Annotated in this window: 15 protein-coding genes and 1 pseudogene; 9 read left to right on the forward strand and 7 right to left on the reverse strand. The window is 42.8% G+C overall.

All coding sequences use genetic code 11. The features are described from left to right. Positions 1 to 101 precede the first annotated feature (101 nt). The 3 genes from guaD to E0H81_RS13695 all read left to right on the forward strand — a co-directional run bounded on the left by guaD (position 102) and on the right by E0H81_RS13695 (position 2604). Positions 102 to 1418, forward strand: a complete 1317-nt coding sequence (gene guaD / locus E0H81_RS13685; RefSeq protein WP_131319678.1) for a guanine deaminase — start codon at positions 102 to 104, stop codon at positions 1416 to 1418. A gap of 222 nt (positions 1419 to 1640) precedes the next feature. Continuing rightward, a complete protein-coding gene (gene hpt / locus E0H81_RS13690) occupies positions 1641 to 2168 on the forward strand; it encodes a hypoxanthine phosphoribosyltransferase (protein WP_131269290.1) in 528 nt (175 codons plus the stop codon). Between the two features lie 178 nt (positions 2169 to 2346). Then, a complete protein-coding gene (locus E0H81_RS13695; protein ID WP_131319680.1) occupies positions 2347 to 2604 on the forward strand; it encodes a GlsB/YeaQ/YmgE family stress response membrane protein in 258 nt (85 codons plus the stop codon). Positions 2605 to 2691: 87 nt separating this feature from the next. On the opposite strand, the gene E0H81_RS13700 is transcribed toward E0H81_RS13695, so the two are convergent. Further along, positions 2692 to 3393: a DsbC family protein gene (locus tag E0H81_RS13700; RefSeq protein ID WP_131319682.1), complete on the reverse strand. Its 702-nt coding sequence runs from the start codon at positions 3391 to 3393 to the stop codon at positions 2692 to 2694. A 105-nt stretch (positions 3394 to 3498) separates the two neighbouring features. Beyond that, positions 3499 to 4457: pseudogene (dmeF, locus tag E0H81_RS13705) on the reverse strand (CDF family Co(II)/Ni(II) efflux transporter DmeF); the annotation flags it as partial. A 55-nt stretch (positions 4458 to 4512) separates the two neighbouring features. Between dmeF and E0H81_RS13710 the strand changes: the two are divergent. Both E0H81_RS13710 and E0H81_RS13715 read left to right on the forward strand, forming a co-directional pair. Then, positions 4513 to 4779: a metal/formaldehyde-sensitive transcriptional repressor gene (locus tag E0H81_RS13710; RefSeq protein WP_131319687.1), complete on the forward strand. Its 267-nt coding sequence runs from the start codon at positions 4513 to 4515 to the stop codon at positions 4777 to 4779. A 116-nt stretch (positions 4780 to 4895) separates the two neighbouring features. Further along, positions 4896 to 6071, forward strand: a complete 1176-nt coding sequence (locus E0H81_RS13715; protein WP_449189879.1) for an MFS transporter — start codon at positions 4896 to 4898, stop codon at positions 6069 to 6071. Positions 6072 to 6095: 24 nt separating this feature from the next. On the opposite strand, the gene mnmE is transcribed toward E0H81_RS13715, so the two are convergent. The 5 genes from mnmE to rpmH all read right to left on the reverse strand — a co-directional run bounded on the left by mnmE (position 6096) and on the right by rpmH (position 10194). Beyond that, positions 6096 to 7451 carry a tRNA uridine-5-carboxymethylaminomethyl(34) synthesis GTPase MnmE gene (mnmE, locus tag E0H81_RS13720; protein WP_131319689.1) on the reverse strand — a complete coding sequence of 452 codons (1356 nt, stop codon included), beginning with the start codon at positions 7449 to 7451 and terminating at the stop codon, positions 6096 to 6098. A gap of 99 nt (positions 7452 to 7550) precedes the next feature. Further along, positions 7551 to 9305: a membrane protein insertase YidC gene (gene yidC / locus E0H81_RS13725; RefSeq protein ID WP_131269284.1), complete on the reverse strand. Its 1755-nt coding sequence runs from the start codon at positions 9303 to 9305 to the stop codon at positions 7551 to 7553. Positions 9306 to 9310: 5 nt separating this feature from the next. Continuing rightward, positions 9311 to 9631 carry a membrane protein insertion efficiency factor YidD gene (gene yidD / locus E0H81_RS13730; RefSeq protein ID WP_131269283.1) on the reverse strand — a complete coding sequence of 107 codons (321 nt, stop codon included), beginning with the start codon at positions 9629 to 9631 and terminating at the stop codon, positions 9311 to 9313. A 9-nt stretch (positions 9632 to 9640) separates the two neighbouring features. Next, positions 9641 to 10030 (reverse strand): ribonuclease P protein component, encoded by a 390-nt coding sequence (rnpA, locus tag E0H81_RS13735; RefSeq protein WP_131269282.1) that lies wholly within the window; start codon positions 10028 to 10030, stop codon positions 9641 to 9643. 29 nt (positions 10031 to 10059) lie between these two features. Then, positions 10060 to 10194 (reverse strand): 50S ribosomal protein L34, encoded by a 135-nt coding sequence (gene rpmH / locus E0H81_RS13740; protein WP_039620401.1) that lies wholly within the window; start codon positions 10192 to 10194, stop codon positions 10060 to 10062. 660 nt (positions 10195 to 10854) lie between these two features. Here rpmH and dnaA point away from each other — a divergent pair. From dnaA to gyrB, 4 genes are all read left to right on the forward strand, one after another. Continuing rightward, the gene (gene dnaA, locus E0H81_RS13745; protein ID WP_131269281.1) at positions 10855 to 12234 is read left to right on the forward strand and encodes a chromosomal replication initiator protein DnaA; all 1380 of its coding nucleotides are present in this window, start codon (positions 10855 to 10857) and stop codon (positions 12232 to 12234) included. Positions 12235 to 12343: 109 nt separating this feature from the next. Beyond that, positions 12344 to 13489 carry a DNA polymerase III subunit beta gene (gene dnaN, locus E0H81_RS13750; RefSeq protein WP_131319691.1) on the forward strand — a complete coding sequence of 382 codons (1146 nt, stop codon included), beginning with the start codon at positions 12344 to 12346 and terminating at the stop codon, positions 13487 to 13489. 27 nt (positions 13490 to 13516) lie between these two features. Then, positions 13517 to 14599 (forward strand): DNA replication/repair protein RecF, encoded by a 1083-nt coding sequence (gene recF / locus E0H81_RS13755; protein ID WP_131319693.1) that lies wholly within the window; start codon positions 13517 to 13519, stop codon positions 14597 to 14599. Between the two features lie 55 nt (positions 14600 to 14654). Next, positions 14655 to 17126 carry a DNA topoisomerase (ATP-hydrolyzing) subunit B gene (gene gyrB, locus E0H81_RS13760; protein WP_131319695.1) on the forward strand — a complete coding sequence of 824 codons (2472 nt, stop codon included), beginning with the start codon at positions 14655 to 14657 and terminating at the stop codon, positions 17124 to 17126. The last annotated feature ends 193 nt before the right edge of the window (positions 17127 to 17319 follow it).

Raw genomic sequence — 17319 nt, forward strand, 5'->3', positions numbered from 1 at the left:
ATTTATAGAATAGGGCAGGGGTTAAAACGGATGCGATAGGGTTTAAGCTAAAAATTTCAGGTACAATCAACCGAAAAAATGAGAAATTAAAAGGTTATTACATGTCTCCTATTCAGGCTCAACGCGCCGTTCGTGGTCGCTTTCTCGATATTCAGCACAGCGTTTCCCAAGCCGCTGATATTCCTCAAGCCATCCGTTATATTGAAGATGGCCTGCTTATCACCAGCGCTGGAAAAATCACCTGGTTCGGAAGCTGGCAAGAGGGGCAAAATTTACTGAATCAAGATACACCGCTTGCGCATTACCCTGAACAGCTGATTGTGCCGGGATTCATTGATACCCATATCCATTTCCCACAAACCGAAATGGTCGGTGCCTATGGTGAACAGTTACTAGAATGGCTCGACACCTATACTTTCCCCACAGAACTGCAATTTAAAGACAAAGCCTATGCCGACAAAATCGCGCAGTTCTTTGTTCAGGAATTATTAAAAAACGGCACCACCACAGCCTTGGTTTTTTGTAGCGTCCATGCTGAATCCGTCAATGCATTATTTGAAGCGGCGCAACAGCATCAAATGCGTTTAATTGCCGGTAAGGTAATGATGGACCGTCATGCCCCAGAAGGTCTGTGTGATACAGCAGAAAGTTCTTATCATGACTCTAAAACACTGATTGAAAAATGGCATGGCAAAGGTCGTAATCTCTATGCGATTACCCCACGTTTTGCACCCACCTCTACACCAGAACAACTGGCCAAAGCAGGGCAGTTAAAAGCGGAATATCCGGAAGTTTATGTACATACCCATTTAAGTGAAAACAAGAATGAAGTTGCCTGGGTGAAAGACTTATTTCCAGAACAAAAAGGCTATCTGGATGTTTATCACCACTATGGGTTGACCGGGCAGCGCTCGGTCTTTGCCCACTGCGTACATTTGGAAGATGCCGAATGGGACTGCATGCATGAAACCAACTCGGCGATTGCCTTTTGCCCAACTTCAAACCTGTTCCTGGGCAGCGGTTTATTTCCTTTGAAAAAAACCTGGGAAAAACAGGTCAAAGTTGGCTTAGGTACAGATATTGGTGCCGGCACTTCATTTAACCAGTTGCAAACCCTAAATGAAGCCTACAAAGTACAACAGCTTCAGGGCGATAAACTCTCTGCCTTTGAGTCCCTGTATCATGCGACCTTGGGTGGAGCCAAAGCCTTGGATCTGGACGATAAACTAGGTAACTTTAACCTGGGTAAAGAAGCCGATTTCATTGTGCTCGATTTAAAAGCCACCGCCCTACAGGCACTGCGCCAGGAACGTAGCAAAGGCATTGAAGATGCATTATTTGCCCTCATGACCATGGGTGATGACCGTAATATTCAGGCGACTTATATTTATGGAGAACCGGCCTATGTCAAAGCATAAGACGACAAAAATGTCTTATAAAAAGATGCTGTTGGTGGTTGGAATAGGCGTGGCTTGCGCTGTGTTACTTAAGCGTGATACCCCGCAAACCAAGGCTTGATTACATTTTCAGCCGCAAAAAAGATGCATCTCTTGAGCAGATGTATTAAAATTAAAACATCTTTTGAGGTGTTGCTGGTCAACACCTTTTTTATTTTTTGATTTGCTTTTAGGTATCTACCCATGACCGTTCATATGAGCGTAATGATCTCAGCGGAAGAAATTCACGCGAAAGTCAAAGAGCTTGGTGCAAAAATTGATGCTCACTATGCCAATAGTGACAAAGAACTTGTTCTGATTGGTTTACTGCGTGGTTCAGTCATTTTTATGGCTGATTTATGTCGTGCAATTACCAAACCGCATGAACTCGACTTTATGACGGTATCAAGTTACGGTGGCGGTACGGTTTCAACGCGGGATGTCAAAATTTTAAAAGACCTGGACGGCGAAATTCGCGGTAAAGATGTGCTGATTGTTGAAGATATTATTGACTCAGGTAATACCCTCAGCAAAGTGCTGGAAATTTTAACCACGCGTAATCCGAATTCAATTGAACTGTGTACTTTAATTAGCAAACCTTCACGCCGTGAAATTGAACTTGAAGTGAAGTTTCTAGGCTTTGAAGTGGAAGATCGTTTTATTGTCGGTTATGGCTTGGACTATAATCAAAAATATCGCCATATTCCGTTTATTGGTGAAATTGGCCTTTAAAATAAAGACTGAATATTTAAAGTGGCCACCGGCCACTTTTTTTACATCTCAGATATATGCTTCAACAAAAAACCAACAGTTCTTAGCAGGACTCAACTGTTTACATTCACATAAATGATTAATTATAAAAATGAAAGCTTAATGAAAGATATAAACAAACGATAAATGGAGAAGTCATATGTGGACACTTATAGTTGCAATCGTGGTCGGTTTTATTGCAGGTTTAATTGCACGTGCTATTCATCCGGGAAATGATAAAGCAGGGTTTATTATGACCACTTTATTGGGTATCGCAGGTTCGTTATTGGCAACCTATGGTGGACGTTTACTCGGTCTTTATGATGAAAATTCTGCAGCAGGTTTTATTGCTTCGGTGATCGGTGCCATTATTGTTCTATTCATCTATAACATGGTCAGCAAAAAATCACGCGTTTAACCCTCGATTTAAAAATATTACTTTTACTGATAAAAAAGCACCATCTAGGTGCTTTTTTATGGCTTGGACAATGAGCAAATAAACGTGTTACAGCCCCAGCTCTTTCCACATTTTTTCTATGTCTTGCGCTGGGTGAGAGCCCATCACTTTAAAACCGTTAGAGAAAATAATGGCGGGTGTTCCAGTTAAACCCAATGATTTTCCTAAACTCAAGTTACGCTCAACCGGATTGGCACAGGTTTTATTGGACGTGGGTTGTAGTCCTTTACTGATCAAATTTGACCAAGCCAAGGCTGGATCTTTTTCACAGAATACTTGCTTGGACACAGCAATAGACTGGGTTTTGATTGGATAGATAAAGGTATAAATCGTGACATCGTTCAACTTGCTTAATTCAGCCTCAAGCTGTTTGCAATACGGGCAATTTGGGTCAGAAAAAATCGCGATCTGGCGTTTACCATTACCTCGTACACTTTTCACCGCATCCTGTAAAGGCAGCTTTTTCCAATCAATACTGTTTTGTTTAAGCACTAAATCTTGGGTCAAATTTTTCTGGTCACTTAAGCGGTACATTGAACCCACCAGAATATGTTGCGCATCTTCACCTAAATACACCACTTGACCATCCATTGAACCGCTATAAATGCCTTTCATATCGGTGCTTTGAATATTTTCAATGTTCAATTTTGGGTGTTGTTTGCTGAGGTTGCTTTTGACCGTATCGACATTCGCCAAACTTAAGCTTGAAATAAAACTGACCAGGGCGAATGCCAATGTTTTTTTAATCATATTGTTGTGCTCATAAATCCCAATTGTTCAACGCGATTCTACTTAAAATCTAAGCACAGATTCAGTTTTTTTAGCAGTCCTTACTGAAAGCACACATATCATCATCAAGGTTTCACGTGGAACATTGACCTGATTTATAGCGGATTTATTTCCACCGACACATGCACAATTTCGTCATGAATAGAAAGTGCTTCACGAACTTGGTCGGCGTTCAAACTGGAATCGGTTGCTAAGGCCAAAATGCAGGAAAACTTTCCTTTCCCCACTTTCCAGACATGCAGGTCAGTGATTTCTACCGCAGAAAACTCAGCAATTACGTCCCGAATTTCATCAACCACGGGATGATCCATTTCCGCATCGAGTAGAGTTTTCCCAGTTTCTTTGATCAGGCCAATGGCCCATTTTGCCACTAGAATTGAACCCGCGATTCCGAGTACAGCATCCAGAAAGCCCCAATCCAGATACTTTGCAGCAAACAGCGCAATAATCGCGAATACTGAAGTTACCGCATCTGCCACCACATGCATAAATGCCGCTTTCTGGTTTAAGTCGTGATGTGCATGAGTGTGCTCATGTTCATGATGGTGATGGTGATGGTGATGGTGATGGTGATGGTCATCATGCAGTAACCAGGCGCAGATTAAATTAATCACTAAGCCCAAAATTGCAATGGGAATGGCCTGATTATAATGAATATCGATGGGATTTATGAGTCGTTCTATCGACTGGAAGGCCATAAAGATCGCCACCACCATCAACAAGATCGCGCTGCTATATCCGGCTAAAATTTCAATTTTCCAGGTACCAAAACTGAATCGGGCATCATGTGCATAATGGCGCGCAGAACGATAGGCAAAATAAGCCAGTCCCAAGGCCAGCATATGCGAACTCATGTGCCAGCCATCGGCAAGCAAGGCCATAGAGTTGTAAATCCAGCCACCAATCACTTCTAATAGCATCATCACTGCCGTTAGAATAGTCGCCAATAGAATTCGTTTTTGGGCGAGGGGATTACCTTCATCAAACTGATGAGCGTGTATTCTGGTCAATGGGGCTTTTTGCATAATCTTAGCGTTTAAATATACTCCCCCATAGTATATTTATTTTTGGAGTGTTGTGTTGAGCCATTTACATCAGGATAAGAAAATTCAAAATCGAGTCAAACGCTTACAAGGGCAAATTAATGCCGTCGAGCAAGCCTTAAACAGCCCTGAGCATTCATGCATTATGCTATTACAGCAAGTCGCTGCGATTAAAGGCGCTGTGAACGGTCTGATGAACGAATTGATCGAATCACATTTGCGTCATCACGTGATGGGTGAACAAACTGAAATTAATGAACAAGAACTTGCTGAATTTTTAAAATTATTAAAGCGTTATGGTTAAATGGTTTACATCTTATGAATTGACGTCTTAGATAAATAACAATTAATCTAAAGCTCTTTTTTTTCTCCAAATATTCGCCATTTTCAACCCTATGGCGGGTGTTTCTGTGGCCCTACATGACGACTCAACAATCATGGCGACCGTTTTTAATGGTCAGCCTGGCACTGTGTATTGGAACCATTGGCACCGCGCTCGCGAGTCCTTTATATCCGATCTATCAACAACTGTGGCATCTACTGCCGAGCCATATTACCTATATCTTTGTAGCTTATATGTTTGGCTGTCTGGCAACCTTGTTATTTCTGGGTCGAAGCAGCAACAGTTTTGGATTCCGACCCACCTTACAAATCGGGATTGTGTTCGTGATCCTGGGCTTAGCCCTCTCATCGATTGCATCAAATGCGCTTTGGCTGGCTTTGGGCCGCTTTATTATCGGGATTGCATCTGGACTGATCAGCACCTCTGCGATGCTGGGCTTAATCACCACCATTCCAGACAGTCATAAACAAAATGCACCGCAATTAAGTTCCATCATTACCGTGATTGGTTTTGGCCTGGGACCGTTTATTGGCGGACTGATTGCCCAGTTCTCCAACCAGCCCTTAGTTACGCCTTATTTACCGGTTATTGCCGCTGCCATTTTATGCTTTTTTGGTTTATTTCTGGTTAAAGCCCCTCAATTTAAAGTCCAGCCTTTTTCAATCGCCCCACGTTTGGAAATACCCGCCATTCAGCATCAAGCTCTATTTTTTATTGCCGGTTTGACTGCATTTAGTGCTTTTGGTGCATTTAGCTTATTTGCCTCGCTTTCACCCTCTTTTGTGAAAGACCTGATTCCCTGGCATGGGCCTTTGGTCAGCGGTTCAGCCATTGCCAGCATTTTACTGGTTTCTGCTGTCGTACAATTTTCTGCTAAAAGTCTGCTTCCCGCTAAAAGTTTGATTTTAGGGCTGATCACCTTGGTCGTAAGCTTTGTTTTACTGGGCTTATGCATGAGCATGCAGTGGAGTATTCTGTTCTTTATCAGCGATATTCTGGTCGGTGTAGGTCATGGGCTGGGCTTATTGGGTGCATTCGGCTTAATTCACCAGATGACCACCCCAGATAACCGTGCAGCTGTGATGTCGACCTATTTATTTATTGGTTACTTGGGCACGATTGTGCCGATTATTGCGGTGGGGTATTTAGCCGATCATTTTGGTTTAACCACGGGTGTTTTAGGATTCTGCCTAGGGGTTGGTTTAATCTGTCTTGCGCTGATATTTTGGCATAAGAAAACCGCCTTCACATAAAGGCGGTTTTTTTAATTTACTAAATTACTTTCCAATACAGAATGATCCGAAGATTTTGCCTAACAAATCATCTGCACTAAATTCACCGGTAATCTCAGCCAAGGCATTTTGGGCCAGACGCAAAGACTCCGCCACCAGCTCACCCGCCTGATACACCACCAACTGCTCATGCGCTTCTGCAAGGTACACTTGAGTGCGTTTCATTGCGTCTAAATGGCGGGTACGTGCAATGAAGGTATCTTCTTCTGGCTGGAAGCCTGCATGTGCTGTAATCGCATCTATAAGCGACTGAACACCCGTTTCCTGCTTGGCAGACACCGTAATATGACGGAAGCCCTGATAATCACTAATTTCAGCAGCAGTACCGGTTAAATCACACTTGTTGGCAATCAGCATTAGACGGCGTGGTTCCAGATGCTCGGCAAAATAGTTTTGGGCCAGTTGCAAAGGATCTTCACCCTGGCTTAAGTCATACACCAACAGCAACAAATCCGCTTGTTCAATTTCTTTAATCGCGCGGCGAATGCCTTCTTTCTCGACAATATCTCCGGTTTCACGCAGACCAGCAGTATCCGTCAGCGTAATTGGCAAGCCATTTAAGGTGATTTTTTCATGCAGGACATCCCGGGTGGTACCGGCAATATCAGTCACAATGGCACGTTCATTTCCGGCCAAGGTATTGAGCAGGGAAGATTTACCGGCATTCGGTTTACCGGCAATCACCACCTGCAAACCTTCACGCAGCAACTGGCCTTGGCGTGCAGATTTTTGTACTGCAGTCACTGAACTTTGCACATCTTCAAGCAAGGCCAAAATTTTGCCATCGGCCAAGAAGTCAATTTCTTCTTCCGGAAAATCAATCGCCGCTTCCACATGCAAACGTAGATGAATCAGTTTCTCTAATACGGTATTGACTCGGGTCGAGAAAGCCCCTTGCAAAGATCGTACTGCTGAACGTGCCGCTGCTTGTGAGGTTGCATCAATCAGGTCGGCAATCGCTTCGGCCTGAACCAAATCCAGCTTGCCATTTTCAAAGGCTCGCATGGAAAATTCACCGGCTTTGGCAGCAATTGCACCCAGTTCCAGCAAACGCCCCAGCAAAGCATTTTGAATCACCGGACCGCCATGACCTTGCAGCTCCACCACATCTTCACCGGTAAAGGAGTTGGGGTTGGGAAAGCAAATGGCCAAACCCTCATCCATGACTTCCCCCGCTGCATCATAAAACTGACGGAAACCGGCAAAGCGGGCTTTGGGTAAAGCCTTTTGCGTTAAGGCTTCTGCAATGGCATAGGATTTTGGACCTGACAGACGAATCACCCCCACACCACCACGGCCAGGCGGAGTTGCAATTGCAGCAATCGTTGTTCGGTTTTGCATAAAATTCACCTAAAAAATCCCAAATCACAGCCAAATAAAAATCCGCCTAAGATTACCATCTTAAGCGGATTTATTCAGCTCTTCGCAATCAGTCGTTACTTAAACAACGTCACGTTTTTCGCGTTCTTTCGCCACACCTTTGTTGATCAAACTTTGCTGCAAGATAGTAATACTGTTGTTGACAATCCAGTACATTACCAAGCCCGCAGGGAAGAACAACATAAATACGGTGAAGATAATCGGCATGATTTTGAAGACTTTCGCCTGCATCGGATCAGCCGGTTGCGGATTTAGAGACTGTTGGATAAACATGGTCAAGCCCATCAATAACGGCAGGATAAACCAGGGATCCATTGCAGATAAATCTTGAATCCAGCCCAACCACGGTGCATGGCGCAGTTCCACTGACTCCATCAATACCCAGTACAGTGCAAGGAAAATCGGCATTTGCATCAACAGTGGCAAACAACCTGCAAGCGGATTGACTTGTTCACGTTTATACAGTGCCATCATCTCTTGAGAGAAACGCATACGGTCTTCACCGAACTCTTCTTTCATACGCTGCATTTCAGGTGCAATCACACGCATTTTTGCCATAGAGCGGTAGCTCTTAGCAGATAATGGCCAAAGAATTAACTTCACCAAGATAGTCAATAAAATAATTGCCCAGCCCCAGTTGCCCACTAATCCGTGGAAGAACTCTAAGCCAACGAACAATAATTTAGCAATAGGCCATAACCAGCCATAATCTACAGTTTGATTTAAACCGATCGCCAGATCTTTCAGTTCAGACTGAACTTTAGGACCTGAATAGAAGGTTGCATCCAATTCAGCTGCAGTACCGGCAGGCACATTGATCATCGGTGAAGTGAAACCGATAATATTCATGTTGTCTGTCGATTGACGCGATTCCAGTTTGGCACTATACGGCTGACCATTGGCTTGAGTCAGTTTAAGATCACCTGGAATCCAGGCACTGACGAAATAGTGCTGCACAACCCCAACCCAGCCGCCTTTGGCTTCCACATTCAATTTTTCTTCATTGAAGTTGTCAAATTTAAGCTTGTTATAATGCTCATCCGGCGTACCCCAAGCACCACCCAGGAATGTACCCAGTGTGAAAATGCCCTGGTCAGATTTACCCGGATCATCCGAATTGTCACGTTTGATTTGACCAAACATTTGACCTTGCCAGTTCTGAGCACTACGGTTCACAACCTTGTGGTTAACAATAATCGGGTATTCACCTTGCTTAAAGGTAAAGGTTTTGATGATTTCTACACCATCAGCGGTTTTATAAACCATTGGCACCGATAAAACTTTAACCGCTTTGCCATCTTTGCTTTGTTCAGCTTTTGCATCAGCCAAGCTATATGCTGCTTTTTCAACTTCATACACTGGACGACCATTACGGTTACTGTCCGGTCCATTTAAACCAATCAAGCCAGACTGAGCAACATAAGTACGTTTTTCATCGCTTTCCAGCATGACAAACGGTTCATCACTGTCTTTATTTTTATCATGGTTCAATAATTCAATACGAACAATGTCACCACCTTTAGGATTAATCCAAAGATGATAAAGGTCAGTTTGTACTGAAATAAGCTGTTGACTTACAGGTGCAGTGACATCTGTTGTAGTTTGCTGAGTGGCAATATTTGCTTGAGGCACGTCAGACGCTGCTGGAGCTGTTTGAGCATTTGGCAAATCTGCAGATACTTCATGCGAAACCACGGCAGCATCTTGCTGCGGTTTAGTCTCTGCATGACCATAATCTTTTTGCCAAGCCAAAATAAGCAAATATGCGACGACAAACATAGCCCCTAGAATTGCAAACCTGGCCCATTGTTGCATATCTTTTATCCCAAGTAGTTAGAGTGATTTCGGTTCAATAAACGATCACGAAAGGGTACAGCAACGTGAAGCGTTTGAGAATCCATTTGCTGAAATGAAATAAAACGAATTGCTTTTGGCGGAACAGGGTCATACCCCGAACCACCCCAAGGATGACAACGACAAATACGTTGAGTAGCTAACCACGCACCACGCACAGCACCATAACGATGGACTGCTTCTAAAGAATATTGAGAACATGTTGGAATATAACGACAACGGGGTCCCAATAAAGGACTAATCGCGATCTGATAGAATCGAATCAACCAATGCAGTAAACGTACCATTGGCCTTCTCTACTTTTGTGGGGAGGGAGCTATCTTTTTATGCTTATTGGCAAGGCGTTGCAATTTCTGCCAAGCAAATTGTAATTGCTGTTGCAATTCTGCATTAGGGATTGCTTCAATGCCGACTTTAGGCATGACCACAATATCTAATAAATCTAATTGCTGCTGATGCAGGCGAAAACTTTCGCGAGCAAGACGTTTTACTCTATTTCTTTCATGTGCACGACGCACTTTTTTCTTGGCAACAACAATACCCAAACGGCTGCAAGGCTGTTCGGAATTTTTTGCCAAAAATAAGAAATGGGGTTGATGCACTTTAAAAAGCGCACCATCAAACACACTTTTATAATCGGCAGCACAGCGTATGCGTACGTCTGTGCTGAAGCCATAAAGTGTCATGACACCCAAAATCGTAATAACTTAACTAATTAAACAGTTAAGCTATGACGACCTTTTGCACGACGACGAGCTAATACATGACGACCAGCTTTAGTAGCCATACGAGCACGGAAACCATGAACACGCTTACGCTTTAATTCTGATGGTTGGAATGTACGTTTCATATTGAAACTCCAAAAATGATCTTCTATGAAGGTTCGCGATTTTAGTGGTCATTCGGTGAGCTGTCAATCAAAAACAAACTTTCTTTCAAAATAAGGGCTTTTTTTTTAAAATGAAGAATATCAAGTTTGTTTATCACATTAAAAATTGTTTTAATTTTACACACAATATAAGTTGTTGATTAATAATATAACATAAGTTATAAACAGAAATATTCACAACATTATCCACAACTTAATGTTGATAAGATTATTTTCCAGACTTTTGAATTTAAATTTAAAAATATTTAAAGTTATCCCCATTCACAAGGGTTCTTATAATTAAATTCAAATTTATAAATTTAAAGTTATTACTATTAAGGAGCCGTTTTTCTGTGGAAAAGCTATTTTTAATTTTTATAAACATGAAGTTAACTTGTGGATATCCATGTTTTTATAAGCTGGTTAATTTGTGGATAACTTTATGATATATTTTATCCACAGCTTGCGGATAAGGTTATCCACATCGCGATTTAAATTTAAAGTTAGACTGAATTTTGCTTTTTTAAGTGATATTTCTTTAATTTTGCCATGACAGATGTGGATAACTTCGATAGAATGGCGACCCGCTTGGTCGGGCTCAAAATGATTTTTTATAATTAATGGAATAAATAGGGGTTTTACATGCTTTGGACAGACTGTTTAACTCGTTTGCGACAAGAGCTTTCGGGTAATGTCTTTACAATGTGGATTCGCCCATTGGTTGCCGAAGAGCTTAACGACACATTAAAACTTTATGCACCGAATCCGTATTGGACCCGTTATATTCAAGAACATCATCTTGAGCTGATCACGATTCTGGCAGAGCAAATGTCCGAAGGCCGAGTGCGCAAAGTTGAAATTTTGGTCGATTCCCGTCCAGGTGCCATTCTGTCCGCCCATGAACAACCGGCAACCACGACTGCTGCTTTGCAATCGGTTGCCACGCCGATGGCCAGACCGCGAAAAGAAAAAGAAGACGCGCCTGCTAAAAATAGCCGCAAGCGCTTATTGAACCCCTTATTTACTTTTTCGTTATTTGTTGAAGGCCGCTCCAACCAGATGGCTGCTGAAACCTGTCGTAAGGTTTTAACCCAATTAGGCGCTTCGCAACATAACCCTTTATTTTTATATGGTCCGACAGGTCTGGGTAAAACCCATTTAATGCAAGCGGTGGGGAATGCTTTATTGCAAGCCAAACCCAATGCGCGCGTGATGTATATGACTGCTGAAAGTTTTGTGCAAGATTTTGTCAGTTCATTGCAACAAGGCAAGGTAGAAGAATTCAAGAAAAATTGCCGCTCGCTGGATTTGTTGTTGGTCGATGATATTCATTTGCTGGCCGGCAAAGAAGCCAGTTTGGTGGAGTTTTTCTATACGTTTAATGCCTTGCTGGATGAGTCGAAGCAGATCATCTTAACCTCGGATCGTTATCCTAAAGAACTGACTGAACTGGATGCACGTCTGGTTTCACGTTTTTCCTGGGGCTTGTCTGTGGGTGTGGAACCACCGGATATTGAAACCCGTATCGAAATTCTGCTGAAAAAAGCGGAAAACATCGGGGTGGAGCTGCCGCGCAATTGTGCTTTATTTGTGGCACAACAGGTGGTTGCCAATGTGCGTGAACTTGAAGGTGCACTGAATAAAGTCGTGGCTATTTCACGTTTTAAAGGCACCGCGATTGATTTGGAAGTCGTCCGGGAATCGTTAAAGGATGTCCTCGCGATTCGTGCCCGAACCATCAGTACTGAAAATATTCAACGGGTGGTGAGTGAATATTTCCGTATTCCGCTCAAAGAAATTGTCGGTCCGAAACGTACCCGTATTTATGCCCGTCCACGCCAGTTAGCGATGGGGCTTGCACGTGAATTGACCGGTGATAGTTTTCCGGAAATTGGTATGGCATTTGGGGGGCGCGATCACAGTACCGTGATGCATGCCTGTGAGAAAGTTTTGAGCCTGCGTGAACAAGATCCGATCTTTAATGAAGACTATAAAAACCTGCAACGTTTGTTGCAAAGTTGATCGAATTTGATCAAATTCTATTCTTGCAATGCGGCATATTCTGCCGCATAGTACACTGCTAAAAACACATTTATTTATTATTTATCTTCAGTAGTTAGAGGAATGTACCGTGCGTTTGAAAATCGCGAAAGAAAGCTTACTTAATGTTCTGTCACATGTCGTAGGAGCGGTTGAACGTCGCCATACTTTAAACATTCTGTCTAATGTCAAAATTCAAGTCAGCAATGAATCCTTAACCATCACCGGTTCGGATTTGGAAGTGGAATTGGTGGCCAGTACGACCTTGGCTGAAGGTGCATGCTTGCAAGTGGGCGAAACCACTGTGCCTGCACGCAAGCTGATGGATATCTGTAAATCATTACCTTCTGCAGCATTGATTGACCTGCAAATTACTGAAGATCGTTGCATTTTAAAATCGGGCAATAGCCGTTTTGTGTTGGGTACTTTACCTGCTGAAGACTATCCATTATTGAGCAGTGAAAATGCTCAAGGTACACAAGTAACGGTAACTCAGCGTGAGTTAAAACGCTTGTTTGAAAAAACTGCTTTCGCGATGGCCGTGCAAGATGTACGTTTTTATTTAACCGGTACTCTGCTTGAAATTGATCAAAACCAGCTTCGTGCCGTGACTACTGATGGTCACCGTTTAGCTTTATGTGAAACCGCAGCAACGTCCACCGTTACCCAAGCCATCCAAGCGATTGTGCCCCGCAAAGCAGTGGCAGAATTGCAGCGCTTACTCAGCATTGAAGACGAGCAATTGTCTCTACTAATTGGTCGTGAATTATTGAACGTGACCATTAGTGCACCAAGCCGCGACAAAGAACAGGGCAATATCACGGTTCGTTTCACCACCAAATTAATTGATGGCAAATTCCCGGATTACCGTCGTGTGATTCCACGTGGTGGCGATAAAAACGTATCGATTGCTCATGATGTATTTAAACAGTCCTTGCAGCGTGTCGCGATTTTGAGTAATGAAAAATTGCGCGGTGTATTCCTGAATTTTAATGCTGACACTTTGCAGCTTCGCGCCAATAACCCGGAGCAAGATGAAGCGATTGAAGATCTAGCCATTCAATATGCGGATTCACCGATGGAAATGTCATTCAATGCACAGTATTTGCTGGATGTATTGGGTGCCTTGGATGGCGATGATGTCTATATGACCATGACTGAAGCCAACCAATCGGTATTGGTACATGATCCAGCACAACAAGATCAAACCTATGTTGTCATGCCAATGCGGGTTTAATTTGCAGATTTTCAACAAGATTAAATTATGTTTATCACGCGTTTAAATATAGAGCGTGTTCGAAACTTAAAAGCGGTTGCACTCCATGAGTTGCAGCCGTTTAATGTCTTTTATGGCCAAAATGGTTCAGGCAAAACCTCGATTCTAGAGGCGATTCATTTGCTGGCGACCGGACGTTCTTTCCGCACCCATATCCCGAAAAACTATATTCAAAATGAAACAAGCGACGCGATTGTTTTTGCGCAGTCTGCGACCGAAAAGATTGGCATGCAAAAATTCTTGTCCGGTGAGCAACTGATTAAGGTCAATGGCGATCATATTGCGACTCAGGGGCAACTGGCTAAAATCTTGCCTTTGCAGCACATTGATCCACAAAGTACCGATATTATCGACTATGGGGCCAAACCACGTCGCCAATTGATTGACTGGCTGATGTTCCACGTGGAACCAGATTTTTATCATGCCTGGCAGTATTATTCGCGCGCTCTAAAACAACGTAACAGTTTGCTGAAATCGAGACGCAATCTTAGCCTGAATGATTTAGAGCCATGGAATAAAATGCTGGCTGAATATGGCGAAATGCTGCATTCACAGCGCAGTGGAATTGTGGAACAGTGGAAAGTCTATTTTGAGCAGGATTTAAAACAGTTATTGCCCAATCTGGATATACAGATGGAATATGTTGCGGGTTTTCACAGCGAGCTTGGCTTGCTGCATGATTTAACCGTGCATCATCAAAAGGACCTCGATCGACGCTATACCGAGTATGGCCCACATCGTGCAGATTTACGTTTAAAAACAACGCTGGGTGATGCGGATGTGGTACTTTCACGCGGTCAAAAAAAGCTGCTAATTGTCGCCTTAAAACTGTCACAGATTGCAATGCTACATGCCTGTAATAAGGAAACTGTGGTATTATTAGATGATGTGACAGCAGAATTAGATTTAACTGCACAACGACGATTAATTGAGCGATTGAGCCAACTGGGTAGTCAGGTTTTTATTACCACTTTAGAGCATGAATCAGTAAAAAAACATTTACATGATTTGTCTATTTCATATCAATTATTCAATGTTGAAAACGGTCAAGTTCAAGTTGTTGTGCAATAGTTTTTTAGATTTTACCCATCTTTGGGATAGACCTATATTTCACTAGGGAGAAACCATGAGTTCAGAAGATCAAGCTGCTTCTCAAACAGAACCAACCAATGAAAAGGCTTATGATTCCTCTAGTATCAAGGTATTACGTGGCCTCGATGCTGTTCGTAAGCGTCCAGGTATGTATATTGGTGATACTGACGATGGTTCAGGTTTACATCACATGGTGTTTGAGGTTGTCGATAATGCAATTGATGAAGCCTTGGCGGGTCACTGTGATGAAATCATAGTCACCATCCATGAAGATGAATCGGTGAGTGTTTCAGATAATGGTCGTGGTATTCCAACTGATATTCACCCAGAAGAAGGTGTATCTGCCGCTGAAGTTATTTTAACCATTCTTCATGCCGGCGGTAAGTTTGACGATAATAGCTATAAAGTATCCGGTGGTTTACATGGGGTAGGTGTTTCTGTTGTAAATGCCTTATCGAGTAAATTATTACTGAATATTCGTCGTGCCGGTAAAGTGTACGAACAAGAATATTCTCATGGCGATCCGGTTTATCCCTTACGTGCCATTGGGGATACTGATGAAACAGGAACAACGGTTCGTTTCTATCCAAGTACGCAAACCTTCACCCAAACCATTTTCAATGTTGATATTTTAGCGCGTCGTTTGCGTGAACTTTCATTCTTGAATGCCGGTGTTCGTATTTTATTGCGTGATGAACGCATCGATGCTGAACATCTGTTTGATTATGCAGGCGGTCTGTCTGAATTCGTAAAATATATCAATCAGGGCAAAACCCATTTGAATGATATTTTTCATTTCACCAGCCAAGTGCCGGAAACAGGGATTACTGTTGAAGTCGCTTTACAGTGGAACGATACCTATCAAGAAAACGTGCGCTGCTTTACCAACAATATTCCGCAAAAAGATGGTGGTGCGCATTTAGCCGGTTTCCGTGCAGCATTAACCCGGGGTCTAAACCAGTATCTGGACAGCGAAAATATCTTGAAGAAAGAAAAAGTCGCGGTTACCGGTGATGATGCACGTGAAGGTTTAACTGCGATTGTTTCAGTGAAAGTGCCAGATCCAAAATTCTCTTCACAAACCAAAGAAAAACTGGTTTCAAGTGAAGTTAAACCTGCTGTAGAGCAGGCGATGAACAAGGAATTTTCTGCCTATTTGCTGGAAAATCCACAAGCGGCAAAATCAATTGCTGGCAAAATTATTGATGCGGCACGTGCGCGTGATGCAGCGCGTAAAGCGCGTGAAATGACGCGTCGTAAGAGTGCACTGGATATTGCAGGTCTTCCAGGTAAATTGGCCGATTGCCAAGAAAAAGATCCAGCATTGTCTGAACTGTACTTGGTCGAAGGTGACTCTGCGGGCGGTTCTGCAAAACAGGGTCGTAACCGTAAGATGCAAGCGATTTTGCCCCTAAAAGGTAAAATCCTGAATGTGGAACGTGCGCGTTTTGACAAAATGATTTCTTCGCAAGAAGTCGGCACGCTGATTACTGCACTCGGTTGTGGTATTGGTCGTGAAGAATACAATCCAGATAAATTACGCTATCACAAAATCATCATCATGACCGATGCTGACGTCGACGGTTCGCATATTCGTACGCTGCTGTTGACTTTCTTCTTCCGTCAAATGCCTGAACTTGTGGAACGCGGTTATATCTATATTGCACAGCCACCGTTGTATAAATTGAAAAAAGGTAAGCAGGAGCAATATCTTAAAGATAATGATGCCTTAGAAACCTTCCTGATTTCAAATGCGATTGATGATTTATCCTTGCATATCAGTGCTGAATCTCCTGCAATTACCGGTCAAGCACTGGCAAGAGTGATTGAAGATTACCAGGTTTCACAGAAAAGTTTGAACCGTTTAACCGTACGCTATCCTGCAAGTTTGCTGGATGGTTTACTGGGTCTCGATGCATTCAAACTTGATCAAAATCATGATGAAGATTATGTGAAACAATGGTCTGAACAGTTACGTGCTGCGATTGAAAAATATCAACCAAGTTTACGTCCTGAAATTACTTTAGAAGTGTTTGAAAAAGAACATGCTGACGGTTCTAAGGTGGCACATTTCTGGCCACGTGTGACCATCTATGTACATAACTTGCCGCACTCCTATTTACTTGATTCTGGACTATTGGCTTCTGGTGAATATAAGCGTTTACTGCAAAATTCGAAGAGCTGGTTTAGTTTGCTTGAAGATGGTGCGTATTTGCAGAAAGGTGAGCGTAAAATTAATGTCATCACGTTCCATCAAGTATGGCAGCATATTTTAGCTGATTCACGTCGCGGCATGATGATCCAGCGCTATAAAGGTTTGGGTGAGATGAACGCGGACCAGCTGTGGGAAACTACCATGGATCCTGAAAACCGCAACATGTTGCAAGTCACCATTAATGACGCGATTGAAGCCGATCGTATGTTCTCTTGCTTGATGGGAGACGATGTAGAACCACGTCGTGCCTTCATTGAAGAAAACGCCTTAAATGCGGATATTGATGCTTAGTGTATTGATGAGTTAAATTGTAAAAAGCACCCTTCGGGGCACTGCTGTCCCATAGTTTGATTTAAATAAAAAACCTGAGTCCAAATCGTTAAAATATGAGTGCAAACAAACACTTTAACGACCAGGATTCAGGTTTTGTCACATCAGAATACCGTATTTCATCAGCTTATTAAACCCGTCGTGCGACAGGATT

The organism is Acinetobacter terrestris, from assembly GCF_004331155.1.
GTDB lineage: Bacteria > Pseudomonadota > Gammaproteobacteria > Pseudomonadales > Moraxellaceae > Acinetobacter > Acinetobacter terrestris.

Excerpts from the sequence above, each read along its gene's own strand:
- yidD (WP_131269283.1), bottom strand. The coding sequence starts at position 9,631 with ATGGTACGTTTACTGCATTGGTTGATTCGATTCTATCAGATCGCGATT.
- dnaA (WP_131269281.1), top strand. The coding sequence starts at position 10,855 with ATGCTTTGGACAGACTGTTTAACTCGTTTGCGACAAGAGCTTTCGGGT.
- guaD (WP_131319678.1), top strand. The coding sequence starts at position 102 with ATGTCTCCTATTCAGGCTCAACGCGCCGTTCGTGGTCGCTTTCTCGAT.
- hpt (WP_131269290.1), top strand. The coding sequence starts at position 1,641 with ATGACCGTTCATATGAGCGTAATGATCTCAGCGGAAGAAATTCACGCG.
- E0H81_RS13700 (WP_131319682.1), bottom strand. The coding sequence starts at position 3,393 with ATGATTAAAAAAACATTGGCATTCGCCCTGGTCAGTTTTATTTCAAGC.
- E0H81_RS13695 (WP_131319680.1), top strand. The coding sequence starts at position 2,347 with ATGTGGACACTTATAGTTGCAATCGTGGTCGGTTTTATTGCAGGTTTA.
- rnpA (WP_131269282.1), bottom strand. The coding sequence starts at position 10,030 with ATGACACTTTATGGCTTCAGCACAGACGTACGCATACGCTGTGCTGCC.
- rpmH (WP_039620401.1), bottom strand. The coding sequence starts at position 10,194 with ATGAAACGTACATTCCAACCATCAGAATTAAAGCGTAAGCGTGTTCAT.
- yidC (WP_131269284.1), bottom strand. The coding sequence starts at position 9,305 with ATGCAACAATGGGCCAGGTTTGCAATTCTAGGGGCTATGTTTGTCGTC.
- gyrB (WP_131319695.1), top strand. The coding sequence starts at position 14,655 with ATGAGTTCAGAAGATCAAGCTGCTTCTCAAACAGAACCAACCAATGAA.
- E0H81_RS13715 (WP_449189879.1), top strand. The coding sequence starts at position 4,896 with ATGACGACTCAACAATCATGGCGACCGTTTTTAATGGTCAGCCTGGCA.
- recF (WP_131319693.1), top strand. The coding sequence starts at position 13,517 with ATGTTTATCACGCGTTTAAATATAGAGCGTGTTCGAAACTTAAAAGCG.
- mnmE (WP_131319689.1), bottom strand. The coding sequence starts at position 7,451 with ATGCAAAACCGAACAACGATTGCTGCAATTGCAACTCCGCCTGGCCGT.